The organism is Brumicola pallidula DSM 14239 = ACAM 615 (assembly GCF_000428905.1).
In the GTDB taxonomy this organism is placed as follows: domain Bacteria; phylum Pseudomonadota; class Gammaproteobacteria; order Enterobacterales; family Alteromonadaceae; genus Glaciecola; species Glaciecola pallidula.
Genome location: NZ_KE386814.1, coordinates 136,764 through 163,197 on the forward strand (window position 1 = coordinate 136,764; position 26,434 = coordinate 163,197).

Sequence of the window (26,434 nt, forward strand, 5' to 3'; positions counted from 1 at the left end):
TCTGGCTCTTTTAAGGCCGTCGCATTTAAGCAATTATTGCGGTGTTCTTAAAACCATTAACCTAATTTCAGTCATGTCTTCTATTGCAAACTTGACTCCCTCACGACCTAGCCCCGATTCTTTCACTCCGCCGTATGGCATGTTGTCAACTCGCCAACTGGGTACATCTCCAATGACTACGCCACCGACATCCAATTCATCCCAGGCTTTATGGGCCTTATAAATATCCTTAGTAAAAATGCCGGCTTGTAAACCAAATTGACTGTCATTGACTAATTTTAATGCTTCATCGAAATTAGAGAAAGGTGCGATTGTTGAAACTGGGCCGAAGGCTTCTTCTGCATTTATTTCACAGTCTTTTGGAACCTCAGCAAGAAGAGTAGCTTTCAGCATTTGCCCATTCCTTGAACCGCCACAGAGCAACTTGGCACCAGCGGTAACCGCTTTTTTTATCCATTCCTCAAGGCGCATAGCTTCCGATTCGGAAATCATTGGGCCGATGAATGTATCCTCGTTCAATGGGTCTCCATGGACCAAGTTTGCTACTTTTTCCGTGTATGCAGATTTAAATTTTTCGTAAATTGATTCATGAATAAAAATGCGTTGAACACTAATACAACTTTGACCTGATTGATAATAAGCACCGAAAACAATGCGTTCAATCGCATCATCAATATCGGTGTCATGGTCTACTATACAACCGGCATTACCCCCTAATTCTAATATTACAGGTTTTTTACCAGCCTTGGCTTTTAATGCCCAACCAACGCTGGGCGATCCGGTGAAGCTTAAAAGTTTGAAGCGATCATCAGTTGTAAATAGATCTGCGCCGTCTCTACTGCATGGTAATATTGAAAACGCACCTTCAGGTAGGTTTGTCTCCGCAAGTACTTCACCGATAATTAATGCTCCGATGGGAGTTCTGCTTGCGGGTTTTAATACAAAAGCACACCCAGCAGCTATTGCAGGTGCTATTTTGTGAGCAGCTAAATTCAATGGAAAATTGAACGGAGAAATGAAAGAACAGGGACCAATTGGCACTTTCTTATATTTTCCTTGATATCCTTCGGCTCTCTCGGTAATTTCTAAATTCATTACCGCTCCCTCTATTCGTACTGATTCTTCCGCTGCAATTTTGAAGGTATCTATTAGTCTTGTGACTTCGCCTCGCGCATCTTTAATCGGCTTGCCAGCTTCGATACATAATGCATAAGCAAGTTCATCAAATCGCTCTCTAAACCGTGTTACACAGTGTTCTAATATCTGTTGACGCTTATATGCAGGCATTTTATTCAGTATTTTCTGACTTTTCTCTGCGGCATCAATGGCTTTATCAATTGTTTCTGGATCAGCCAATGCAACAGTTGAAGCGACCTCACCAGTATATTTGTTGGTTACTTCAAGATGTTGATTAGCAAAAACAGCTTTGTTTGCAAGAAAGTATGGATATTGTTTTGCTAGATTCGTCATGGTTATTGTCCTTTTATAAAGACACCCCTTATTTTGAAATAGGTGTGTCTAGTTTTAGCTTCTCTAGTTTTAGCTCAAATGTAGAGTTTAAACAGAGGCTCAAATAGGTGTGTCTTTATTTACTTAATTTAAATCTACAGAATTATAACTTCGCGCTAAGCTCTCGAATTGTCTTGTTCAATGTTTCATCATTCAAACTATAATCAACAGGCACATCAATTAAATGAACGGCAGGCTCGATAAGGCAATTTTGTAAGGTTGGTAATAGCTCTTCCGTCGCTGCAATTCTCCAGCCTTTGCCGCCATATGATTCCACATATTTAACAAAATCAGGATTACCATAATCTAACCCATAGTTTTCAAACTGCATATTGGCCTGTTTCCACTTAATCATTCCATAAGCGTCGTCACGCAATATAATCACCACGATATGCAATTTTAGTCTGACAGCTGTTTCCAATTCCTGGCTATTCATCATGAAGCCACCGTCGCCGCAAACAGTAATGACCGCTTTGTCAGGATAAACTAGTTTCGCAGCTAATGCTGAAGGCAGACCCGCACCCATGGTCGCCAATGCGTTATCGAGCAATACTGTGTTCGGCAAATATGCCGGATAGTTTCGAGCAAACCAAAGTTTATAGATGCCATTATCTAATGTAACGATCCCATCTTTGGGCATGGCTTTTCGGATCTCACGAACAAAACGTTCAGGCAATATAGGGAAACGATCATCATCTTCCGAAGCGGTTCGATGCGCTATATAAGCGTCGTGAACATTTCTGTAAAAATCTAGCGTCCAGCTATCTTGCGGTTGTATTTTCTGTTTAATTTGCCAAATACTATTGGCTATATCACCAATGACCTCTAACTGCGGGAAATAGACAGGATCAACAGCAGCTGAGTCGAAGTTAATATGAATGACTTTCTGATCATTGTCTTCCATAAAGAAAGGCGGTTTTTCAACTACGTCATGCCCAACATTGATAATTAAATCAGCTCTATCGATAACGCGATGAACAAAATCACCAGATGACAATGCCGTATTACCCATAAACAGTTCCCCACTCTCATCCAGTACGCCTTTGCCCATTTGGGTCGTGATGTATGGGATCCCGGTTTTGTCGACAAATTCTTGAAGCATTTTTGCGGTCAGCTTACGATTTGCTCCAGCTCCAATCAATAAAACAGGAGATTTTGCTTTTTCAATCATATCAATCGCAAAACTAATCGCTTTATATTCTGCAATTGGGCGTCGCGCTATGCTCGGCTTGAGTAATTTTGCGTTGGTAGATTCATCGGCGATATCCTCAGGAAGTTCGATATGAACAGCGCCCGGACGCTCCTCTGATGCCAGCCGAAACGCTTCTCTTACAACCGAAGGGATGCGATCACCACTAACAACTTGTGTTGTATATTTTGTAATAGGGCGCATCATGTCGACCACATCAACGACTTGGAATCGCCCTTGCTTACTAGTCTTTATTGGTTTCTGACCCGTTATCATTAGCATTGGCATAGCACCAAGTTGCGCGTATGCGGCAGGTGTTACTAAATTAGTTGCGCCAGGTCCTAATGTTGATAAACACACGCCTACTTTACCAGTTAAGCGACCATAGGTGGCCGCCATAAAACCAGCACCTTGCTCGTGGCGGGTTAAAATAAGTTTGATGGATGAATTACGTAAGGATTCTAATAAATCGAGGTTTTCTTCGCCGGGTATACCAAATATATACTCAACACCTTCTGCCTCCAGCGCCTTCACCATTAAATCGGATGCTTTCATAATTTTCCTTTTTTATAACTGAACTTCCAGTATAGACAGGTAAATTGAATTTACATATTCAGTTTAAGAATAAAGTATTAGGCCGCGTCTTTATCAATGTTATATACGATGGTGAATTTACTACTCTGGTTCAGGCAACACGGTGGCTGCTATTAATAGCACATTTTTTTTTGGTGCATCTTGAAAACGAATAAGTGCTTTATATTCTGTTTCAACCAGTGCCATTTTATCAAGCACATCGGTACCATCGATAACGCTACCGAAAACAGTGTACCCCCATGTTTTTCCGGGGTCTAAATTGTTATTATCCTTCATGTTAAAAAAGAATTGACGTTTCGCTGAATGTGGGTCGTCTTCTCTAGCCATAGCAACGCTATATATATTATTTTTCAGTCCATTTCCCGATTCGTTGATAATCGAACGACTAGCTTTCTTTTCTTGATATTCAGGGTCATAACCACCGCCTTGTATAATATAATCTGGGATAACGCGATGGAATAGCGTGTTATCAAACTCACCTCTTTTAACATAGCTCAAGAAATTATTTGCGGTAGCGGGTGCTTTTCTTCTATTTAACTCAATCACTAAATCACCCATGCTAGTTTCAAACTTTACCAAAGGGTAATAATTATCTTTCTGAATGTTTTCGCCAGGTTGTTTTTGTGTATCTGCCACTAAGCCAAAACTTAATACAGCAAGCATGAAGAATGTAAATGTCAATTTAATCATTTTATTGCCTTGCTTTGTAAGTTGATAAAATACTGAACTTTTTATTACTATCGATGACTTCATATCCGCCAAAAAGTTTCTTTAATTTAATTGGATAATCCAAATGACGATTACCAACAATTCTTAATTCTCCGCCATGTTTAAGGCTTTTTTTTGCATCGGTGAACATTTGATATGCGACGTGATCAGTAATCGTATTTTGCTGATGAAATGGCGGATTACAAAGTACAATATCGTAGTTTGACGATCCAAGTTTCAACAGCTCTTCTAAACAATTACTAACAATAAAAGTTGCTCGGTCTTCACTACCAATATGGTTAATAACGTTTTGTCTTGCAGACTCAACGGCCATGAAGGACTCGTCAACGAAAGTGACATGCGTATCCTTGTTTTGATCCAAAATAGACACACCTATTACACCATTACCGCAGCCTAAATCAATAACCTGTTTGCTCATCGCATTGGGGAGGTTTTTCAACAATATTCGGGCACCAATATCTAAGTGCTCACGACAAAAAACATTTGCATGGTTACTGAGGGTAAATGGAATTAATGGGTCAGACACAATCGTAGGGTAGGGAGAGGTTTCTGTCTTGATACCTGTATATGTTGAAAAAATGAGTCTTGCTTTCTTTTTTGCCAAAGAGGTTGTCGTTATACCAATGTACTTTTCAAATAATTTTAAAACAGAGTTTTGTACGATTTTTACTTTTCCTGCGGCAATAACTGTAGAGTTTTCATCGAGGACAGACTGCAATGTAATGAGCTGTTGTTCTAATAGAGCAAGTGATCGTGGGATTTTAATTAATACTACTTTTGCTTTTGTCTCAATGACTTCTGCAAGATTAGTAAGTGCATCACAGAATTCAACATTTCCCGCGTCCAATCCATTGATCATAAGGTTAGTCATAAGACTTTTATGAGAAATCCATGAATCAGAAATAAAGACCGGTTGTTTGTGGTTAAACCAACACGTCAGGGCCCCAAAGTCATCATTAATAATAATAAGAGGTGTGTCTTTATTCGACGTTTGCGCTAGTAGTGAGCAATTCTCTACATGTTCAATAATGTATTCGTCCGCGCCATCCCATGCTTGAAGACTCACATGCTGATACTTCGCGGGGTAACGTTCTAAATGTAAACTGCGCTCAAATGCAGTAAAATGTGTATTCATTAAATTACCCGTTTTGTTGACAGTGAGCAACTTAAACCAAATGCAGAGGTGTTATGCAGCATTGTCTTTTTTCCAATCATAGTTTGCAGAGTTTACCCTTGGCTGATGCAAAGGTACAATATTTAGCGAATTGGCTCGATAATGAAACAGCAGATTCTTTGTTGCACTTATTTCAGCGTGAATTGAATTGGAGTGAGGCGGAAATAAAGATTTTCGGTAAAATGATCAAAATACCTCGGTTACAGGCGTGGTATGGTGACGCAGGAACGAACTATACGTATTCAGGTGTCACTATGACGTCACTTCCTTGGCATGATGAATTACATAAATTAAAAGCTAAATGTGAGCATCAGTGTGGCTCATCGTTTAACTCAGTATTAGCAAATCTGTATAGACATGGTCAAGATAGCATGGGAATGCATTCTGATAATGAAGCAGAATTAGGTATTGAGCCCGTTATCGCCTCCGTTTCTTTGGGGGAAGTCAGAAACTTTGACTTTAAACATAAAATAAGTGGCGAAAAATTTAGATTACCGTTGGAACATGGTTCTTTATTGATTATGAGTGCTGAAACTCAAAAACATTGGCAACATGGGATTGCAAAGACAAAGAAACAAGTTAAGCCTCGAATAAATTTTACTTTTAGAAAAATTCTTCGTTAGCAGAATTTTTGGTTTATTTTGGTGACTCGGTTTTAGCCTTGAGAGGTGTGTCTTTGTTACTAGGACTGAAACCGACTTATAGGTGTGTCTTGTTTAAACTTTGATTGAGATAACGGCACTACCACTTTAGAATGCAGATATCTGCGAAGGGCAACATTAAATAGAGAAACGTGATGACAGTAGAGCAAGGCATTATCAATAAACTCAACGAAAATTTTCAATTGTCATATTTGGAAGTGTTGAATGAAAGTCATATGCATAATGTGCCAGCAAACGCTGAAACTCATTTTAAAGTGACCATTGTTTCGAGTGATTTCGATGGTAAAAGGTTAATTCAAAGACAACGCTTGGTGAATCAATTATTATCTGCAGAATTAGCAGGTCCAGTTCATGCATTAGCTCAGCATACCTATACGCCAGAGGAGTGGAACAAGAAAAATAGTATCTCTCCTGAGTCTCCGAATTGTTTAGGTGGTGGTTCAAAATAAAACTTTACTGAGTAAAACCTTCTTAACATTCTGTTAAAAGAAATTGTGCTCATTATCTGCTAGACTCGCGGAAGTTTTGAAACAATAGAAATGTAAATATGTTTAATTTGATAAATGGTACAAAAGGGAATGTTAAAAACGACATTTTCTCTGGTATCACCGTCGCTTTTGCTCTGGTTCCCGAAGCCGTCGCATTTGCGTTTGTTGCAGGTGTTGAACCGATGGTGGGTTTATATGCTGCGTTCATGATGGGATTAATTACATCAGCAATCGGTGGCCGCCCTGGTATGATTTCAGGCGCAACAGGCGCGATGGCTGTAGTTATGGTTGCTCTTGTTGCTCAGCATGGTGTGCAATACTTATTCGCTGCTGTTTTGCTAGCCGGTTTTTTGCAAATCATGGCTGGTGTATTTAGACTCGGAAAGTTCATTCGTTTAGTGCCCTACCCAGTTATGCTCGGATTCGTCAATGGCTTAGCAATTGTTATCTTTTTAGCACAATTAGGGCAATTTAAAATAACCAACTCTTTAGGTGAGCTGGAATGGATGACAGGTAACTTGCTCTACATAATGCTTGGTCTAGTCGCACTGACGATGGCTATTATTTACCTGCTACCAAAATTGACAACAGCCATACCTGCTTCTCTTGTAGCTATTGTAGCTGTCACTGCGTTAGTCCACGGCTTAGATTTAGATGCTAGAACCGTAATCGATTTCGTTCGAGATATGGCGCCAGAAGCACAAAAAGATACGATTACTTTAGCTGGGGAATTACCAACTTTCGCTATACCGGTAGTACCTTTTACTCTTGAAACACTTTATATTATTTTACCAACAGCGGTTATTTTGTCGCTTGTCGGGCTTATTGAATCGTTGTTGACATTATCGCTTATTGACGAAATGACTGATACTCGCGGCCAGGGCAATCAAGAATGTGTGGGTCAGGGTGTCGCAAATACCGTAAATGGTTTCTTCGGCGGAATGGGTGGTTGCGCCATGATTGGACAGAGTATAATCAATATAAACTCGGGCGGTCGAGGTCGTTTATCAGGCATCACAGCCGCATTGGTTTTACTTGGCTTTATTCTATTCGCAGCACCTCTTATTGAGATGGTTCCATTAGCAGCGTTAGTTGGTGTTATGTTCGTCGTCGTTATCGCTACGTTTGAATGGGCATCTTTCAGAATTGTTCGTGGTGTAAATAAAGAAGATGCTTTTGTCTTGTTTTTGGTGACCGGTATCACCGTCGCTGTTGATTTAGCCATAGCGGTTGTTGTAGGTGTAATCGTGTCAGCACTTGTATTTGCATGGAAGCATGCAACGCATATGATGGCAAAAACGTATACAGATGATGATGGATGGAAAGTTTACGACCTGGAGGGACCGCTATTCTTCGGTTCGGTAACTTATTTTAGAGACATTTTTGATCCGCAAAATGACCCTGCTGATGTGGTCATTGATTTTCGGGAGTCTAGAGTTTGGGACTCTTCGGGGATTGATGCATTAGATGGTCTTGCTGATAAATATAAAGAGCAAGGCAAAAAGCTGCATATCAGACATATCAGCCCTGAGTGCCGAGTATTACTTAGGAAAGCAGGCGAATACGTTGAAATTAATGTGAATGAAGATCCACGTTATCGAGTTGTTTCAGATACGCTAGGTTAGTGTAAGTAATCGCATAACATTTAGAAGCATTAAAAAAGGGAACTCAGTGATGAGTTCCCTTTTTCATTTGCTAAGGTCAAATTAATTAAGGCTAACTTCGGTACAACGTTTTTATAAGATGAAACCCAAATTGTGTTTTTATGGGGCCATGAACCGTCAATATTTCTTTTTTAAATACGACGTTCTCAAAAGCTTTTACCATGTCGCCTTGGCGAAACTCTCCTAAATCTCCTCCTTTTTTTGCTGAAGGGCACTGGCTATATTTCTTAGCAAGTGCTTGAAAGCTAGCGCCTTTGTCTAACTGAGATTTAATGCTTTCAGCTTCTTCCTTGGTTTTTACCAATATATGACATGCATTTGCTTTCATATTTTAAACTTACCTTATTGTGCTTTCTTAAACAAAAGAGTCATGCGATTCGATTCTCCAATGGCATCAACTTTTTCTTTTAATCTTGGATCGTCGGCGGTGCCGTTATAAGAAGGTGGAAGTCGCCATACAGTGTCTTTTTCGGTCGGAATATCATTCGAGTTTTCGTTAATATCAGACTCATTGACAAGTTCAAAACCCGCTTTTTTGAATGCTTCAATCACTGCTGATTTCTTTAAGTAACCGGCACTGCCATCGGCCCATTTATCTGAACTTGTTTCGGGTGCTTGATGTTGAACAACACCAACCAATCCACCATCTTTAAGTAGCATTTTTGTTGTTGCCAATGCTTCACTCATTGTCCCTGCTTCAGTTTCGAATCGGTTTACGTTGTGAAGAGCTCTAATAAACAACACTCGGTCAACAGTCCCGGTCAACTCATCAGGTGGTGTGTTAAAAGTAAAGCCAGTTGATTGAGGTGCTTTTTCGACAAACGCACTCACCATATCTGGAAATTTATCAGTTCTTTTAATTGCCTCTTGTATATCCTCTTCAGAGAAGAAACCAAATCTCGCCCACATCTCATCATTATAATTGATACCGTGCAGTTGACCTTCAGAGCCTAAGTAATAGGCTAGAATTTTTGAATACCAGCCACCGCCAGGAAGTCCTTCTGCAACAGTCATTCCAGGGGCGACTTTAAAAAACTCAAGTGTCTGAATTGGATTGCGTGAATCGTTTCTTGATTTATCTTCGTCATTCTGGTTTTTTAAAGCGTAAAATAGCTTTCCACCATCGACTGCAGGAGCCGCATCTTTTAATGGTGAAGGCTGCATAGCTACTTTCGCTTTGGGTTCAGTATCCTTAGCATCGTCTTTTGGAACTTCTGAACAACCGAACGTCATAGCAAGGGCTAATGTGCACGTTGATGCAATAATTGATTTTTTGAACATGATAATCCTTATTATAATTATAAATTTTTATTGTAAGCTCATTCACCGCAAAAGGTAAATTGATGCTCAATTATTTTTGTTGGCTAAGCCAATTAACTAAATCTACAATATCTTGCACGCTCATTTCTCTCGTAAATATGGCTTGATACTTTCCGTTGACGATAATATTTGGAACACTTTGTAAATGTTCCTTAAATCGGCTTATTTCATTATTATTCTGCATAAATGCATCAGTTAACTCTGTTTTAATTAATGTACTTTCAAAATCGACGGCTGGTATATCATAAGAAATGAAAAGTTGTTTAAGATCGTTTAATCCTTCAATTTTTTGTCCTTGTTCATGGATATGAGCAAATATTGCAGCATTCATCAACTCTTCGGTGCCCAATGACCTGCCAATAAGCATAGCTTTAGTTGCTTGCTCTTGTATTTCTGGGGTTGTGAACTGCATGAAATTAACATGAACTTTTCGAAAAGTTACACCCTTAGCCAATTGTGGCTTTATTTCATTTATGATCATCTCAAAGCGATAACATGCAGGGCACCAAAACGAAAAATATTCGACGATTTGTTTTTTTTCAGAAGCTGTTTCAGCAACAATATTGTAATGAGTACCATTGATCCACTTTATTGGTAATAGCGGCGATAATGGTGCTTGCGCATTAGTTTCAATAGTTACAAGTGCTGGGCTCGAATCTACTGGCGGACCTTCCGAGCATCCGGCAAGTGTTAAACTCACTAGCAAGGCTAAAAAAAACGCGATTGTTGGTCTATTCATGTTGCTTCCTAAAATAAATTCTATTAGATGAACTCTTGATTATAGATGCTTTTGAGTAATGGTAAACCCATTAGCTACAATAGTGCTATTTCTCAAATAATTCTTAATAACAACCTCCAATAAGAACCTCCAATAAGAACCTCCAATAAGGACACACCCATTTAGCAAACCTCCAATAAAGACACACCTATTTTGCGTAAAACAGGTGTGTCCTTATTCAGGGTTTGGAAGTAATAAAAAAGGACCTTTCGGTCCTTTTTTTGCAAATTAGACTTATTGTTATGATTGTTTTGTTAACCATACAATGAGGTTTACAATTTGATCGGCTGTCATGTCTCTTGAAAATTTAGCTTGATATTTACCATTCACAATAAAGTTAGGCACGCCGTTTAGATATTCGCGATAAGTTTCAATTTCTCGGTTATTTTTGTTAACCAAGCTTTTTACACTAAAACTTTTCGCCATTTTATCAAACTCTTCAGCTTCAACACCATTAATGATGAAGACACTACGTAGGTCTTTTAAGCCAGTTACTGTTGAACGTTGCTCATGAATGTAATTGAAAACAGCGGCGTTCAAAACATCTTCTTTTTTCATTGCGCGTGCAATGATCATCGCTTTAGTCGCATCGTCCTGTACATCCGGCCCAGCACTTTGCATAAAGTTAACTTGGATTTTTGTGAATTCAACATCTTCGCCTATTCCTTCTTTAATCTTTTTGACCAACGGCTCAAAGCTATAACAAGCAGGACACCAAAACGAAAAGAACTCTTTTACTTCAGGTGTCGCCGTGGCTTTATCGCTGATCACGATGTAATGCTCGCCTTCTTGCCATTCATCGGCTGCATGTACTGAAAATGGAAGCAACATTGCAACAAGCAGTATTGAAAACAGCTTTTTCATAAAAAATTCCTTTAATTGAGGGCTAATAATAGTAAATATAAATCGTCTTAAGTTCTAAATGGAGAATACCACAAAGCAAAATACCTTTTCAAAATATAAGGGCGAATGCCTGCATGATATTCGCCCTTGTTCAGATGTCATTCACATTTAAAACTTCATATAAGTAGCTTTAGAGAGGAAGTTATATGCTTAGTTCAATTGATATCGCATATTCAACACAATTTTACGTGATTGGCCTACAAAACCAAATACATCTTCAAAATCCTCGTTCAACAAATTGTCAAAACGAAGTCCAAAGCCCAAATTTTCATTATACTTATACTGATAGTTTGCACTAACTAACCAATACGGACTCAATCCCACAATTTCTGATGAATTAGGAAATGGAGGGAAGAATCGGTCTTGTTTTGAACCGGTATAATCTGCTTGCAAATAGAGGTTGCTGTTTTTATTCAGTGCATAGTTAATGGTAGTAGAACCTGAATGGCGAGCTCGTCTAAGTTCAAGCTCTGTTGGCGCTTTCGCCTCTAGGTAGGCATAATTCGCTGACCAAGTAATGTCTTTCCAATCCCCATAGAGAGAAAACTCTAGGCCTCTTCTTGTCGACGTTTCATCAATGTTCTGCGCAGTAAAAGCACTCGTTGCTGGGTTAAAAACAAAGCCGTTGATCTCATTTTCTAATTTAGTGTCGAAATGAGTTAGTTCAGCACTAAAGCGACTCGATAAATTATAGATTAAACCAATTTCATTCGCATAACTCGATTCAGGAAGTAAACCAGAGTTGCCTGTAAATGTACCTGGAAAGAAACCAAATCTCTCAGTGAATGACGGATTTTTAACTGCTTTACCGCGACTTACAAAAACTTTCAACTGGTCGGTGAAATTGTAGCTCAGTCCTAACCTAAAACTATTGGCATCATCAAATTCATCACTTTGATCTGCCCTCGCGCTATAACTAGCATAAAGATCCTTAGCAACTTCATACTGACCATCGCTCAGCACTGAAATAGTTTGGTTATCTTGGGTTTGATTTGGATCGCCAAAAACGATAGGACCGCTTTGCTCGAAGTCTTCTATTACACTATCAAGTCCGACGTTGATAAAATCGTTGGCACCTAAATCAATGTAGTTTATCCAATTAAGTCGTTGGGTCTTACCAACAGTGCCACCAGAAAATCCATCACTTGAAAAGCTATCACTCGCAAAACGATTTAATTGATAGCTTAACGATTGTGACCATATGCCTTTAGATGGAGTGAAGTCCCATCTCAATAAAGCACTGAATTGTTTTCCTTTTGAATAGTTATCGGCGTCAGCAGGCAAACCAGTATTGACGAAGTCGATAGCATCAAAGTCAGTGACAAAATCAACGAGTCGCACATTAAAAGCTAATTTGTGTTCTTGGTTAGCTTGATAAGCAACATTAGTATTGAAAGAGGTGTTGCGATATCCGTCTTCTTCGTTACCTTGGCGGGATACATTTTCACCATCAGTTTTAAGGTGATGCAAATTAGCTGACAATGACAAGCCATCTTGGCGCGTTTTATAAGAAACACCTACTTGGCGAGTTGCTTGTGTTCCAAGTCCAATGTTAGCTGATAATTTATGTTGTCCAGAAATCGCCGCTTTTTTGCTGGTGATGCTTATGACCCCTGAAACGGCACTGCTTCCCCATAGCGCACTTTGCGGTCCGCGAAGTAACTCAATGCGCTCAATGTCCGATACCAACAAATGTGCAAAGTTTACTAAGCCGCCTTGGCCAATGTCGTTTATCTCGACACCATCCACCAACACTAAAATATGGTTACTCTCACTACCTCGAAAACGTATTTCAGTTAATGTACCTGTAGGACCAGATTGACTGATATTAATACTAGCGAAAGAACGTAATAAATCAGTAACGGTTGCCGCCCCAGAAGCCTCAATAGTATCAGCGTTTATAAAAGAAACAGAGCCAGCAAGTGTCGATTTATCAACAGGCGCTCGAGAACCCATTATGCTGATAGTTTCTATAGATCGGTTTTGTTCTAAAGCGAGAATGGAAGTTGAACAAGAGGCAGCAAAAATTGCCGCCAATAAAGGAAATTTTGTTTTCATAAAATTAAGACTCTGTATATGCTCCACCCGAGCATGACAAAAAAGAAAGGCAAATTGCCAGCACCTTTCAAGGCCGGTATCCGGGCTTACATTTTCTTATTAAAACCTTCCCATGTTTGCACACAGTGGATGACGCCGATACAGATATCGATGAATAATAAGCGAAAGTGTTACGAACTTCCAATGTTTACCGTTGCGGGGGCAGCGCTGGATTTACACCAGTTTCCCGTTTAACTTTTTGCATTAGTACAAATAGCACCTTGAATGCGTCGGAGTATAGAGTCTTTGCTGCAGATGTGAATGATTAATTTGACTTAATATTGAATGATATGCGCTTTTTTTAAAAGGTTATAGCGTTATTGGTGGCTCTTGAAGTGTTAAATACTGTTCTTTCAACGCTAATATTTGGCTTTCCCAATACTTATTTTCAGCGAACCAGGGAAATGCATTTGGGAATGCAGGGTCTTCCCATCGTCGGCTTAGCCAAGCCATGTAGTGAACCATTCGCATAGCACGCAGGGGTTCGATGAGGAATAACTCATTTTTATCGAATTCATGACATTCATTATAAGCTTCAACGAGCGTCTCTAGTTGGATGAACTGCTGTTGGCGATCGCCCGAAAGCATCATCCAAATATCTTGTATTGCGGGCCCCATTCTGCAGTCATCAAGGTCAACAAAAGTCGGTCCATCGCGCCATAAAATGTTGCCTGGATGCAAATCACCATGCAAGCGTATCGAGCGGTAATTATGCGTGAGTTTCTTTTTAGTTTGTGCAATCACCATATCGAGAACGGCATGAAATGCGGTTTGTAAATGGTGCGGAATTAGTGAACTCGTTAACAACACTTTTTTAGGTGTGTCTAAATAATCGTTAATGCAAACTTCTGGACGATGCTCGAACGGCTTAGATTGTGCCACTTTGTGCATTTGGCCAATAAAACGGCCTATCCATTCAAGTTGTTCAATGTTGTCAACTTCAAATTGACGACCGCCGGCGGAAAGAAATAGGGCGAACCGATAATTAGCATGCTGATGCAAACTCTGACCATTGATGACTAATGGCGCAACAATTGGAATTCCTGCTGCCGTCATTTCTAAGCCAAAATCGTGCTCTTCTTGAAGTTGCTGATTACTCCATCGTTGCGGACGATAGAATTTGACTACATAACGTTTGTTATCCTCGGCCAAGAACTGATAAACCCTATTTTCATAGCTATTTAATGCCAACAAGCCAGAAGATACTTGAATATCGACAGTCTCAATAGCATCAAGGATCAGATCTGGATTCAATCCTGCGAACGAGAAATTAGACATCAGTAAAAATAAATCGACTGGTTTCTTGAATTTTAATTATGTCACCATTTTCATCTTGGGTTTCTACGTGAAAAGTAAAATCGGTAATTTCTTCAGTGAGAGAATATGGGCCAGTCACAACGCTCATAGGAAGCGTATAAATTTCACCTCCCCCCACCTTTACTTCAGTTTCGCCGACATATTTTGCGCCTTCAATTCCGCTAATTGAGATTTTAAAGATGCGATCATTCTGTGATTTATTTAATAACTTCAGGGTATATACGTTTTCGATTAACCCTTGGTTGGTTTCTCTATAGAGTGAGATCCTGTCCTTGATGATGTCGATTTCTAAAGGTTGACGAGAGTATATGTCATATACCAGTAGACTTGTCATAATAAGCAAAACAACGGCATAACCGATTAGCTTGGGACGCACTATTTTAGTTTTCCCGCCAGCAAGTTGATGCTCAGATGTAAAGCTAATTAAGCCTTTCGGATAACCCATTTTGTCCATAACACCATTGCAAGCATCAACACAGGCACCGCAGTTAATACACTCATACTGTAATCCATTGCGAATATCTATTCCCGTAGGGCATACCTGAACGCAAAGGTTGCAATCGATGCAATCTCCCAAGCCTTTTTCTTGCAATTGTTCAGGTGTGACTTTGCGAGAACGTGGACCGCGTTGTTCACCTCGACTTGGGTCATAGGCAACGGTAAAAGTGTCTTTATCAAACATTGCTGACTGAAAACGAGCATAAGGGCACATGTGAGTACACATGATTTCGCGCATATAGCCGGCGTTAGCATAAGTGCAAACGGCAAAAAATATAATAAAGAAGCCAGCCCAAAAGCTAACACCAAAGGTGAAAAAGTCAGTGAATAAAGCGTCTATTGGTGAGAAATAGCCTACAAAAGTCATGGAAGTAAGCAGGGCAACAGTAATCCAAGAAAAATGTTTGAGTGTTTTGCGAGTGAATTTATCCACATCCATTTTACGTTCATCTAGTTTCATCCGTTTATTACGGCTACCTTCAATTTTTTCCTCAAACCAAATATAAAGAAATGTCCATGTTGTTTGAGGGCACATAAAGCCGCACCAAACTCGTCCAGCAAATGTGGTAATAAAAAACAAGGCAAAAGCGGCAACAATAAGAACATAAGCAAGGATGGTGAGGTCTTGAGGCCAAAGTGTCATTCCGAAGATATTGAAGCGCTGTTCACCAAAATCGAAAAGAACAGCTTGGTTGCCATTATACTGTAACCATGGAATAACGGCGAAAATGCTTAAAAATATTAAACCAAAAAAGCGCCTTATGTTCTCAAGCATTCCTTCAACAGCACGAACATAAATACGACTTCTAGCCGGATAAGTAGCAGTCTCTGCTGGCTTGTGGATTTTGACCGGTGTGACATCTTTAATTTTTATTTGTTCGTTCATTAACCGCTCCGGAAAGTACTAAAAGAAGTGCTGAAAATTGATCGAAAATATGCACGGAAACTAACTTGGCTAGTATAACAACTTGCCACGGAAAATTGTTATTCCAGATCAAAAAATATGAGATTCTTTGTCAACCTAAAAATTATACCTTTATTCGTCATCGTTAACGCCATAATCTATACAGATGTATTAGTGAACATCTTTGTTTCCTAGGGTTACGTAACTAGTATATTATCTATTAAGAATACATATTGTTATACGGTAACATTTCTTTTGAGGACTTTTGTTTACATATGTGGCGAGCTTTTGTCATTTTTATTGAAATTGTAATATTAGTTATCGTGCTAAGGACCTCCTTCGTCCAATATTTCTTGTCAGATATTCAGCAGACTGTTTCTGGTTGGATTGAGTCGGTTGTAGACATTCCTGAGCAACAATCGCTTTCCACATTGAGAGAAAAGTTTTTTCATAACAATATGTTATTGCAACCTCATCAAACTGATTATGTGCTAGATATTACTGAAAACAGAGAAAAATTAGAGTCTTTCAGGCAGTTCTACTGCATCAAAAATGATAAAAACCCATTTATTTACGGACAAAACCTGAGGCGATTATGCGACCAAATCGAAAGTACTAAATTTTAGATCGTAAACATACTGAGCTAAAATCTTTACTTGTTGGTCGTGTTCAGTAGCTAATTATGCTGCTGGTGAGGTGTAGCTTATGCTTAATTATTTTAAAGAGTTGCTTTTTTTTCTAATTTTTTTACTAAACGCTCATGCAATGTTTTTCATCCACAAAGTCCTCAAGCACCTAATGTATAAACACAAATAATCTAAAGTAACTCATCTATTGTGCGGATTGAAGCACAAAATTATCGAGGAGATTACCACGTTAGGTAGTCAATACTGTTCAGAAAACGTTATAGAGAACCATTATTTGTTGACTTAGAAAGGTTTATTTACGTTACTAGGCGAAAGTCGCCTAGTAGGTGGGGTAATTCCCCCGAAAAATAATTGAATTTGAAACTCACTGTTCCAGATCTGGCTGGCACAGTTCAAAAATCAGCAAAGGCGGGCTTAACTAATTTTTTCAATCTGGTAAATCTGGCAACAAAAGATTATCAAATTGTCAGGGCTATTAATATAACTCACATGACATTTTTATAGGAGTTAATGGATGATAACAGGCATATTTAAAACAAGAAAAAGTCGAATTAACAGACACCTGTTTTTGTTAAGAGTAGGTTTAGTCAAAAAACATCGCTAAGTTACGAAAAAGTAGTCATTTTAAGTTGGTTTACACAAATATTTATGACTCAAAGCGAATAAAATTAAGACCATTACTTATACGTGAACAATATATTTATTAAGTAATTTGATCTGTCACATTAATGTAGTAATTTAGCAGTACTTTTAGTGCAGTTAAGCTTCTATTTTAATACTCTATGGACAGGTCGATATGAACATCAAAGCTCTTTCAACATCATTGCTGTTAAAAATCACGCTTTCAGTAATCTCTCTTTGTGCTTTCAGTATCAATGTATCTGCGGATGTATTTATTTCTGAATATGTAGAAGGCTTAAGCAACAACAAATCAATAGAAATCTATAATAATAGCGCAAACCCTGTCGATCTTAGCCAGTATAAACTGGCGTTCTACTTCAATGGCAATCAAACAAAAGGCAACACGATCCAACTAGCCGGTTCGCTGCCCGCTTTTTCTGTTTATGTTGTGGCTGATGAAAAGAGTAACAATGCTTTGAAAATGAAAGCCTCCATGTTGGCTTCGGGTAGTTTCTTTAATGGCAACGATTTTATTCAGTTAGTTCAACTCGATCCCTCTGAAACCGACATTGTTATAGATACTATTGGTACGTATAACCTAGATCCAGGTAGCGAATATAAAGTGATTGTTGACGGAGTTATTTATTCAACAAAAGACAAAACATTGGTCCGCCGCCAAAATATAGTAATGGGTGATTCTGATGGTACTAATGAATTCGACCCGAGTGTTGAGTGGGATGTATTTGCAACTGACGACTTTTCTAATTTAGGTGCACATATTACCGTTGATACTCCTACCGATGGAGACTCTGACGGTAATTCGGATGGCGGAGTTGATAATGTTTCAAATGGTGATTTAAGCAACGTTTGTTCTAATTGTGCTGACCTCCCACAGTTTAAAGATCCTGCGGCTTTTGATGCTTCGGTTTATTACACTGAAGTAAACCAACTGGTATCAAGTAATGCTGAGCCAAGCCAAATTAAGGCAAAATTGAGTGACGTCATTTCAACCGATATTACTCGCTTAAGTTACAGTCAAGTTTGGACTGCGATGACAGCAACCGATCAAGATCCAAACAACTCAGATAATATTATATTACTGTATTCTGGGCGCACTATTCCGAAAATGTCGAATGGCAGTGGGGCTGCTAATGCAAATGGCGATAACTGGAATCGTGAGCATACTTGGCCTAAGAGCCGAGGATTTAGTAACACTGATGACGAACCTTACACTGACATTCATCATTTACGTCCAACAGATATATCGATTAATTCAGCGCGCGGAAATCTGAGTTATGATGAAAGTGATCGTGCCTTATTTGACAGCGAAATCACCACTGAAAGTGATGCCGAATTAAGAGTATCAATACTTTCTCAAACTGCCCAAAATTTCAAAGACAATGACTCATTCGAACCTCGTGCAGAAGTGAAGGGTGACGTAGCTCGCATGATGTTATATATGGATACGAGATACGAAGCGTCGGGCACCTATATCGACTTAGTATTGACCAGTGACCTAGCAGACAGCGGCGGCACTCTTGGTAAACTATGCACTCTATTGCAGTGGAACAGGGCTGATCCAGTCAGCGAGTTTGAGATCAATAGAAACGATGCGGCCTATCAATACCAGGGCAACCGTAATCCCTTTATCGATAATCCTCAGTGGATTGAATTGTTATATCCAATTGAATCTTGTGAATTTGCTACGAGTGGTGGTTCAGAAAGCGTTGATGACGGTGTTTCAGATGACGGTGTTTCAGATGGCGGTTCTAGCGAAGTTCTAGGTGGAAATTCAACAGGTGTAACTAGTCCTAGTCCATTAATTATTACCGCAATTTTCGACGGTCCATTGAGTGGTGGTATCCCTAAAGGTATTGAAGTTTTCGTTGCTCAGGACATTAGCAACTTGGCGACTTGCAGCATTCGCGGCACAAACAATGGCGGGACTCCATCGGGTATTGGATATGCTATTGAAAAGTCAATGGGTGCTAATTCAGCTATAAAAGATGAATTCTTATACTTCTCATCTGAAGAACCTGGATTTACCGCTTTCTTCGGTTTTGCCCCCGACGCCACTACAGGCCAATTAAGCATTAATGGCGATGATGTTGTTCAGCTACTCTGCGATGGTAATGTTATCGACACATATGGTGTTGAGGGCGTCGATGGCTCTGGCGAGGTCTGGGAATACCTAGACGGTTGGGCCTATAGAAACGCGGATACGCTTGCTAGTGTAGAATTTGCCGCCAGCAATTGGTTGATTAGCGGTAAAGACGCATTGGACGGCGAGTCATTAAATACGCCTAACTTAATACCTGTTGGCACGTATTCATTGCTCCAAGGTGGATTGATTATTTCTGAATATGTTGAGGGAAGTAGTTTTAATAAAGCGATTGAGATTGCCAACTTAACGGGCGGTGAAGTGGATTTATCTAATTACACTATCCAATTATATTCGAATGGTGCTGAGTCTATTACCAAACAACAAACACTTAGCGGCATATTAGCAGCCAACTCTGTATTCGTTATTGCTAACCCTGCTGCCAGTGCTGAAATACAGGCGTTAGCTGATCTTAATTCTTCAATCATTGATTTTAATGGCGATGATGTTTTTGTTCTTGCAGATGCCCAAGGTGATGTAGATGTAATCGGTCAAGTTGGAGTTAAAACAGAGTGGGGGACTGGCGATGCAAGCACATCTAACAATACCATTAGAAGAAAGCTAACAGTGACTCAAGGCGACAATCATGGTTCAGATGCATTCGATCCTTCAATTGAGTGGGATGGCTTTGAAACTAATAATATTGAAGACTTGGGTTCATACGCTGGTTTTAATAATGGCGGTGGCGATAGCAGCGGCGGAACAGGTGGTCCAAGCGATGATGAGCTATTAGGTTTTTGTTTTGAAAACGCGACTAAAATCCACACGGTGCAGGGGGATTTAGAAACGTCTCCACTGATTGCCGAAAAGATTGTTGTTGAGGGCGTTGTTACTTTAGTTGCGCCGACATTAGGTGGATTCTTCATGCAAGAGGAAGATGCTGATCGCGATGCTAATTCAGCAACTTCTGAAGGTATTTTTGTTACCGTTTCTGCTGATGGTTTGGATATCTTCGAAGGTGACGTAATGCGTGTTTTAGGCACTGTTGCTGAAACTTTTGGCCGCACTCAAATAGAAGCAGCGCTAATCTCTACTTCATGCACGAGTGATAAGGTGAGTAAAGTTGAACTTGCACTACCACTAGCTGCTGAATTTGACTTAGAGTCAATTGAAAACATGCTTGTTGGCAACACTGACACCTGGTTTGTGACCGAACTCGCTAGTTATGTTCGTTTTGGTGAATTGGTTGTATCGGGTGAGCTTTTATACACACCTACGCACTTATTTTCTGCCTCTAGTGAGGAGGCCATTGCGTTGGTCGGCAAAAACAGGCGCAACAAGATCATTGTTGATGACTTGACGGATGGTACTCCTACATCGTTGGATTTGCCTGTTGGTGGGTTTGATGCAACTAACCCTATCCGTATTGGCGATTCATTAACGTCAGTAACCGGAGTTATCGACTTTGGCTTTGGTAATTATCGAATTCGTCCGGTTATTACGCCTATATTGGAGCAAACAAACTTCAGAACCGACGCACCAGAATTAGAAGAAGGTAATCTTAAAGTTGCCAGCTTCAACGTATTGAACTTGTTCAATGGTGACGGGCTTGGTAATGATATCGCATCAGGTCGCGGAGCTGATACACAGCAAGAGTATGAATTACAGTTAATTAAAATTACCAATGCAATTATTGCAATAGACGCTGATGTAATTGGCTTGATGGAAATTGAGAATGATGGTTACGACGAATTGAGTTCTATTGCTCAGTTGGTCGACTCTATCAATGCAAATCTGGGTGCTGAAGTTTATCGCTTCATTGATGCTGTTGAGTCGCAAGGAACAGATGCTATTTCGGTTGGTCTTTTGTATAAAACTGAGACCGTAACGCCGGACGGTGCTCTCAAAGTGCTTGATTCTGATAACTCGATTAAAGATGAGAATAATGCACCATTATTTGATTCATCCTTGAACCGGCCATCGTTTGCTCAGGTATTCAAGTTGAATGAGTCGGACAAACCGTTTGTTATTAATGTTAATCACTTCAAGTCAAAAGGTAGCAGTAATCGTTGTATTCAGCCGGGTGACAACGATGGCTTACAAGGGAATTGTAATGTAACTCGAACTCGCGCGGCTCAGGCTCTGAATATTTGGTTGAATGAAGAATTCATTGATTTGCCAGTAATGATTATTGGCGATTTGAATGCTTATGCTAAAGAAGACCCCATTCAAACTTTAGTGAGTGCGGGTTTTAAAGATGTAGCCAGAGAGTTGGAGGGACCTTTTGCTTACAGTTACAGATTTGACGGCCAGCTGGGTTCTTTGGACTATGTATTGGCAAACGAGAAGGCGTTTGCAGCGATTGTTGACGTAACTGAGTGGCATATTAATGCGGATGAATACGCTGGATTTGACTATAGTTCAACACTTCCTCGTTCCTCTATGGTCAAGCCTAATGAATTCTTAAGTGACTCGGTCTATCGCGCGTCAGATCACGATCCTGTGATTGTGAGTTTGCTACTAGAAGCTGATGAAGCTGCTTTTGGTGACTTGAATACAGATGGTGCGATCAACTTTAAGGACTATATTATCATTATTCGCGCTTACGGCTCGTCTGAAGGAAGCCGACGGTTTAATCCCGCCGCGGATATCGACAACAGTGGTAGAGTGAATTTTCGAGATATAATTATCTGGACCTTTGCCTACCTTTATAGCCGATGATTAAATAAAAAAACTAAGTAAAAGCCAGCTCCAGCAGCTGGCTTTTTGCTAAAAAGGACACACCTGTTTTAAAATTTCAGCTTGAACTATCGATCTTACCCCTCCAATTAAGACACACCTATTTAGTTGAAAAGAGTGCTAAAAAAGAGTGCTAAAAAAGAGTGCTAAAAAAGAGTGCTAAAAAAGAGCGCTAAAAAAGAGCGCTAAAAAAGAGCGCTAAAAAAGAGCGCTAAAAAAGAGCGCTAAAAAAGAGCGCTAAAAAAGAGCGCTGAAAAGGACACGCCTATTTATTTTAAAATAGTTGAACAGGTGTGTCCTTCTAAAACGACTTAAGGGTGTATTTTGATATCTGGAATTATAAAAGTAACTCAAGAGTTGGACTTAAGAGCGAGTAGCCTTTACATTAACTGTTACAATGCTGATTAAGCTCGCTAACTTATTTATGACACCAGCAGTCCTTTTTTTAGAAAAGCAAAAAGTATCTTTTGAATTACTGGAATATTCGCATGACGATAATACTAATAATTTTGCGAATGAAGCATCAGAAAAGTTAGGTTTATCGCCTGAAATGGTATTTAAAACGCTTGTCGTTGCAGTTGATACCAATAACTTTATTGTTGCAATACTACCTTCAGATAAACAACTTAGTATGAAAAAATTGGCAAAAGCAGTGTCTGGTAAAAGAGCTGCAATGGCGGAGGCTAAAAAAGTACAAAGCATGTCTGGATATGTGCTCGGTGGAGTAAGCCCGTTTGGGCAAAAAAAAAGCTTAACCACACTATTGGATATTAGTGCGAGTTACTTTGAGATAATTTATGTCAGCGGTGGCCGAAGAGGCTTAGAAATAGCAATATCCCCCAATTCTATTGAGCAGTTTTTAAATGCAGCGGTGACAGATATCACAATATAACCACATCCTTTTCAAATATAGGTATTTAATGAACATCAAAATCGAACTTGTCGATTACGACAACGAAAATCAAACAAATGAATTGTTACTCCTTTTAAATGAGTACGCGAAAGATCCAATGGGCGGTGGAAGTGAACTGGCTGCTTGCTCCAAAATAAACCTGATTAAAGAATTAAAGAAGCGTTCGTTTATTTTTTCTATTATTTGTTACGTAGATGGAAAACCTGCAGGATTCTCAAATTGTATAGAAGGGTTTTCTACATTTAAGTGTAAACCTCTTCTAAACATTCATGATTTTGCAGTAAATCCAGAGTTTAGAGGATTACAGCTTAGTCAGCAATTGATGAATAAAATTGAAGATGTCGCTATATCTAAGGGGTGTTGCAAGATCACGCTTGAAGTTTTAGAAGGCAATCAAGTTGCTCAGAATGCTTATATAAAAGCAGGTTTCAAAGGTTATGAATTAGATCCTGAAATGGGTAAGGCAATGTTTTGGGAAAAATCTCTTTAATTTTGATTTCTTTTTTTTGGTTTTAGGAATTAGCTGAAATGACTATATCTGTAAATCACATACTTTTGATATAACTCTCCTGGTCTCAGGATATCTTGATCTAGTGCTTGGTGATTAATAGCATCCGGATAACCTTGAGCTTCTAGGCACAAAGCCGACTGTGCTGTTGGTAAAAAATTACCAGAGTAGAATTGAATACCGACTTGATCTGATTCTACTTCTAAGCTTATTTTGTGCTTTCTTGAAGTGAGTGTTGCCATTTTTGTATTTTTGGCGTGGTAACAATGGTCAAATGTACCTGACATCAACCTATCTGCCAAAACAGCGCTTTCATTAAAATCAAACCGAGTATTAACAACAGTGTCAAAATACCCTAGTGGAATGCTTTCGGCGTCCACAGGTATATATGTATCAGCTTGAATTCGTAATTCTAGATTAGAAATGTTTTTCTCGCCCATGTTAAAATAAGCATGATTACAGAAATTAATTGGCGTCGGTTTAGTTGATGTGGCTGAAAAATCAAGCCTAAGTTCGTTTTTCTCGTTAAGAGTAAATAATACCTGAGCATCTACTGCGCCGGGATACCCTTGATCTCCATCTTGTGAATGAAGTTCGAAAGTTAATGAATTGCTGTGAACATTGGTGCCTTTTGTATGCCAAATCCTTTTGGAGAAACCAACTTCGCCTCCGTGTAGATTGTTTACGCCGTCATTGGTGGAAATAGAAAATTCAACACCATCGAGAGAAAATTGGCTGTTTGAAATTCGATTACAAGTTCTTCCTATAGACGCACCCATGTAAAATTTATCGCTGATAATATCTTCATCATTGGCCTGATTCAGAGTGGTTTCTAAAAGCTTTCCATCTTTATCAGGAACTTTTATAGACAATATTCGAGCACCAAAGTTACATAGTTCAACGTGCATTCCTCTGTCATTTCTCAATATAAATCTCTTCAGCCTTGGCATGTTTTAACCCTGTTTTTCAATTTGTGCGATTATCCTTTTCATATATTAGCTGATAAATAGGATTTATTAAATATTGGATTTTTTCTTTTTCTTAATGTTTGTTTAAAAAATCAATATGTCGCTAAAATGTTGTGTTTCAACTTGAACGCAAACAGGTGTGTCCTTATTCATCTCCTTATTCATCTCCTTATTCATCTCTCCTTATTCATCTCCTTATTCATCTTGTATTAAATACGAGGGAAAATGCCTGTCTTTTTGACCGTACCATAGGCGAAGCTAGTATCAATAGACGCAATGCTGCCAATAGGATGCAGTACTTTTCGCACAAATACTTCGTAAGCGTGCAGGTCGGCAACGACGATTTTTAATAAATAGTCGGATACCCCGGTCATGACATAACACTCCAGAACTTGCTCGGCAAATTCAATATGTTGCTCGAAATTGGATACAACGTCAGCGGAGTGTTTATCTAACTCCACACGCGCAAATACCGTAATTGGCAGTCCATATGCTTGCGCATCAACTTCAACGCCATAGCCCTTAATAATGCCTTCATTTTCTAAGTTTCGAAGACGACGCAAACAAGGTGACGGACTTAAATTAACTTTAGCTGCCAGTTCTTGATTACTCATTCGTCCATCAGCCTGTAACTCTCGAATAATTTCGCGATCTTTACGGTCCATGCTCATCTTTGCATCACTCATTTTGGCATTTTCTGCTAATTTACCCTGGATATAGAGCTAAAATAACATGAAATAACCTTTCACTGAAGCATATAATTATACTGGCGTACAATGTCTAATCCTAGCAAAAGCAGGCCGTAAATATTGTTGAAGACTAGATTATCCCGGAGGTTTTATGCAAGGTAAGAATAAAAATTTTTCAACGTTAGCTATCCATCATGGTTACGATGCCCAAGCTAATCAGGGAGCATTAACGCCACCTGTACATCTTACTTCAACCTTTGCATTTGAAACCGCTGAAGCGGGTGGTGAAATGTTTGCTGGAGAAAGAGATGGCCATTTTTATTCACGCATCTCCAATCCAACCTTAGACATTCTTGAAAAGCGAATTGCGATATTAGAAGACACAGAAGCTGGCCTAGCCTTGGCCTCTGGCATTGGTGCTATTTCTTCAACAATGTGGACACTACTCTCTCCTGGTGATGAGATTATTGTTGATAAAACACTCTACGGCTGCACATTCTCATTTTTGCATCATGGTCTAGGTAAGTTTGGTATTAAAGTGACACATGTCGATTTGTCCAATCACGAATTATTGAATGATGTTATTTCTGATAATACAAAGGTGGTTTATTTTGAGACCCCGGCTAATCCCAATATGCGTTTAGTCGATATCGAGGCGGTGTCAAAAATTGCACATAGTTACAATGCGACCGTTGTGGTTGATAATACTTACGCGACTCCTTATTTAACTCAACCGATTAAATTGGGAGCCGATATTGTTGTGCATTCCGCAACGAAATACTTAGGTGGCCACGGTGATTTGGTCGCCGGCTTAATCGCTGGACCTAAGGACATAGTCACTGAAATCCGCTTATATGGAATGAAAGATATGACGGGGGCTTGCATGGCACCATTCAATGCTATGTTAGTGATGCGTGGACTGAAAACTCTAGAACTGAGAATGGACAGACATTGTCAAAGTGCAATGCGAGTTGCAAAAATGCTTGAAGCAAATCCAGCCGTCGAAAAAGTCTGTTATCCTGGGCTGGCTAGTTTTGAGCAATTTGAGTTGGCAAAAAAACAAATGACTGCCTTTGGTGGTATGATCACGTTTGAAGTCAAAGGTGGTGTTCAAGCCGGCATCAATATGATGAACAAGTTGCAAATGATACAACGAGCAGTTTCACTGGGAGATGCAGAAACACTGGTGCAACATCCTGCTAGCATGACACATTCAACTTACACACCTGAAGAGCGCCTAGAGCACGGCATTAGTGATGGTTTAATTCGCTTGTCGGTGGGTTTGGAAGGGGTTGAGGATATATTGGATGATTTACAACAGGCACTCAATTCAATCGTCAGTGAATTGCCTGCGTATAACGTTGATACTTCTGCTAGTGGTAAATCCCAAAAAGCTTCTAAAAAGGTAACGATGAAGTAGGC

General features: G+C 39.5%; 21 protein-coding genes and 1 riboswitch. Of the genes, 8 read left to right on the forward strand and 13 right to left on the reverse strand.

Features of this window, described 5'->3' with window-relative positions; translation table 11 throughout:
* Positions 1-33: 33 nt before the first annotated feature.
* The 4 genes from G399_RS0111495 to G399_RS0111510 form a co-directional block, all read right to left on the reverse strand.
* Positions 34-1,470 (reverse strand): aldehyde dehydrogenase family protein, encoded by a 1,437-nt coding sequence (locus tag G399_RS0111495; RefSeq protein ID WP_006013704.1) that lies wholly within the window; start codon positions 1,468-1,470, stop codon positions 34-36.
* Between the two features lie 142 nt (positions 1,471-1,612).
* Positions 1,613-3,253 (reverse strand): acetolactate synthase large subunit, encoded by a 1,641-nt coding sequence (locus G399_RS0111500; protein ID WP_006013706.1) that lies wholly within the window; start codon positions 3,251-3,253, stop codon positions 1,613-1,615.
* 120 nt (positions 3,254-3,373) lie between these two features.
* The gene (locus G399_RS0111505; protein ID WP_006013707.1) at positions 3,374-3,982 is read right to left on the reverse strand and encodes a peptidylprolyl isomerase; all 609 of its coding nucleotides are present in this window, start codon (positions 3,980-3,982) and stop codon (positions 3,374-3,376) included.
* 1 nt (position 3,983) lies between these two features.
* Positions 3,984-5,156: a methyltransferase gene (locus tag G399_RS0111510; protein ID WP_006013708.1), complete on the reverse strand. Its 1,173-nt coding sequence runs from the start codon at positions 5,154-5,156 to the stop codon at positions 3,984-3,986.
* Between the two features lie 53 nt (positions 5,157-5,209).
* Between G399_RS0111510 and G399_RS0111515 the strand changes: the two genes are divergently transcribed.
* The 3 genes from G399_RS0111515 (at position 5,210) to G399_RS0111525 (ending at position 7,970) form a co-directional block, all read left to right on the forward strand.
* Positions 5,210-5,818 carry an alpha-ketoglutarate-dependent dioxygenase AlkB family protein gene (locus G399_RS0111515; protein WP_006013709.1) on the forward strand — a complete coding sequence of 203 codons (609 nt, stop codon included), beginning with the start codon at positions 5,210-5,212 and terminating at the stop codon, positions 5,816-5,818.
* A 173-nt stretch (positions 5,819-5,991) separates the two neighbouring features.
* Positions 5,992-6,306, forward strand: a complete 315-nt coding sequence (locus tag G399_RS0111520) for a BolA family protein (RefSeq protein ID WP_026843674.1) — start codon at positions 5,992-5,994, stop codon at positions 6,304-6,306.
* Positions 6,307-6,404: 98 nt separating this feature from the next.
* Positions 6,405-7,970, forward strand: a complete 1,566-nt coding sequence (locus G399_RS0111525; RefSeq protein ID WP_006013712.1) for a SulP family inorganic anion transporter — start codon at positions 6,405-6,407, stop codon at positions 7,968-7,970.
* 91 nt (positions 7,971-8,061) lie between these two features.
* Here the strand turns inward: G399_RS0111525 and G399_RS0111530 are convergent, their stop codons facing one another.
* The 7 genes from G399_RS0111530 to ccoG all read right to left on the reverse strand — a co-directional run bounded on the left by G399_RS0111530 (position 8,062) and on the right by ccoG (position 15,808).
* Positions 8,062-8,337, reverse strand: a complete 276-nt coding sequence (locus tag G399_RS0111530) for a peptidylprolyl isomerase (RefSeq protein ID WP_006013714.1) — start codon at positions 8,335-8,337, stop codon at positions 8,062-8,064.
* A 14-nt stretch (positions 8,338-8,351) separates the two neighbouring features.
* Positions 8,352-9,290, reverse strand: coding sequence for a class I SAM-dependent methyltransferase (locus G399_RS0111535; protein WP_006013716.1), 939 nt, complete (start codon positions 9,288-9,290; stop codon positions 8,352-8,354).
* 70 nt (positions 9,291-9,360) lie between these two features.
* Positions 9,361-10,068: a thiol:disulfide interchange protein DsbA/DsbL gene (locus tag G399_RS0111540; protein WP_006013718.1), complete on the reverse strand. Its 708-nt coding sequence runs from the start codon at positions 10,066-10,068 to the stop codon at positions 9,361-9,363.
* Positions 10,069-10,347: 279 nt separating this feature from the next.
* Entirely contained in the window at positions 10,348-10,971 is a 624-nt protein-coding gene (locus tag G399_RS0111545; RefSeq protein ID WP_006013720.1) for a thiol:disulfide interchange protein DsbA/DsbL, read from the reverse strand.
* A 189-nt stretch (positions 10,972-11,160) separates the two neighbouring features.
* On the reverse strand, positions 11,161-13,068 hold the full coding sequence (locus G399_RS0111550) for a TonB-dependent receptor plug domain-containing protein (protein ID WP_006013722.1): 1,908 nt from the start codon (positions 13,066-13,068) through the stop codon (positions 11,161-11,163).
* 54 nt (positions 13,069-13,122) lie between these two features.
* Positions 13,123-13,346: riboswitch (cobalamin riboswitch) on the reverse strand.
* Positions 13,347-13,416: 70 nt separating this feature from the next.
* On the reverse strand, positions 13,417-14,385 hold the full coding sequence (locus G399_RS0111560; protein WP_026843676.1) for a serine/threonine protein kinase: 969 nt from the start codon (positions 14,383-14,385) through the stop codon (positions 13,417-13,419).
* Positions 14,378-15,808: a cytochrome c oxidase accessory protein CcoG gene (gene ccoG, locus G399_RS0111565; RefSeq protein ID WP_006013726.1), complete on the reverse strand. Its 1,431-nt coding sequence runs from the start codon at positions 15,806-15,808 to the stop codon at positions 14,378-14,380. Before ccoG ends, G399_RS0111560 begins: the two co-directional genes overlap by 8 nt.
* 293 nt (positions 15,809-16,101) lie before the next feature.
* On the opposite strand from ccoG, the gene G399_RS0111570 reads away from it, so the two are divergent.
* The 4 genes from G399_RS0111570 (at position 16,102) to G399_RS0111585 (ending at position 23,337) form a co-directional block, all read left to right on the forward strand.
* Positions 16,102-16,452, forward strand: coding sequence for a hypothetical protein (locus G399_RS0111570; RefSeq protein ID WP_006013728.1), 351 nt, complete (start codon positions 16,102-16,104; stop codon positions 16,450-16,452).
* Positions 16,453-17,269: 817 nt separating this feature from the next.
* The gene (locus G399_RS21305) at positions 17,270-21,916 is read left to right on the forward strand and encodes an ExeM/NucH family extracellular endonuclease (RefSeq protein WP_006013730.1); all 4,647 of its coding nucleotides are present in this window, start codon (positions 17,270-17,272) and stop codon (positions 21,914-21,916) included.
* Between the two features lie 415 nt (positions 21,917-22,331).
* Complete coding sequence (ybaK, locus tag G399_RS0111580; RefSeq protein ID WP_006013731.1) at positions 22,332-22,826, forward strand: Cys-tRNA(Pro) deacylase; 495 nt, start codon at positions 22,332-22,334, stop codon at positions 22,824-22,826.
* A 28-nt stretch (positions 22,827-22,854) separates the two neighbouring features.
* The gene (locus G399_RS0111585; protein WP_006013732.1) at positions 22,855-23,337 is read left to right on the forward strand and encodes a GNAT family N-acetyltransferase; all 483 of its coding nucleotides are present in this window, start codon (positions 22,855-22,857) and stop codon (positions 23,335-23,337) included.
* Positions 23,338-23,366: 29 nt separating this feature from the next.
* On the opposite strand, the gene G399_RS0111590 is transcribed toward G399_RS0111585, so the two are convergent.
* Together G399_RS0111590 and G399_RS0111600 are read right to left on the reverse strand one after the other, a co-directional pair.
* A complete protein-coding gene (locus tag G399_RS0111590) occupies positions 23,367-24,281 on the reverse strand; it encodes an aldose epimerase family protein (protein WP_158409440.1) in 915 nt (304 codons plus the stop codon).
* A gap of 251 nt (positions 24,282-24,532) precedes the next feature.
* Positions 24,533-25,009: an Lrp/AsnC family transcriptional regulator gene (locus tag G399_RS0111600; protein ID WP_006013734.1), complete on the reverse strand. Its 477-nt coding sequence runs from the start codon at positions 25,007-25,009 to the stop codon at positions 24,533-24,535.
* A 154-nt stretch (positions 25,010-25,163) separates the two neighbouring features.
* Between G399_RS0111600 and G399_RS0111605 the strand changes: the two genes are divergently transcribed.
* Positions 25,164-26,432, forward strand: coding sequence for a methionine gamma-lyase (locus tag G399_RS0111605; protein WP_006013735.1), 1,269 nt, complete (start codon positions 25,164-25,166; stop codon positions 26,430-26,432).
* The last annotated feature ends 2 nt before the right edge of the window (positions 26,433-26,434 follow it).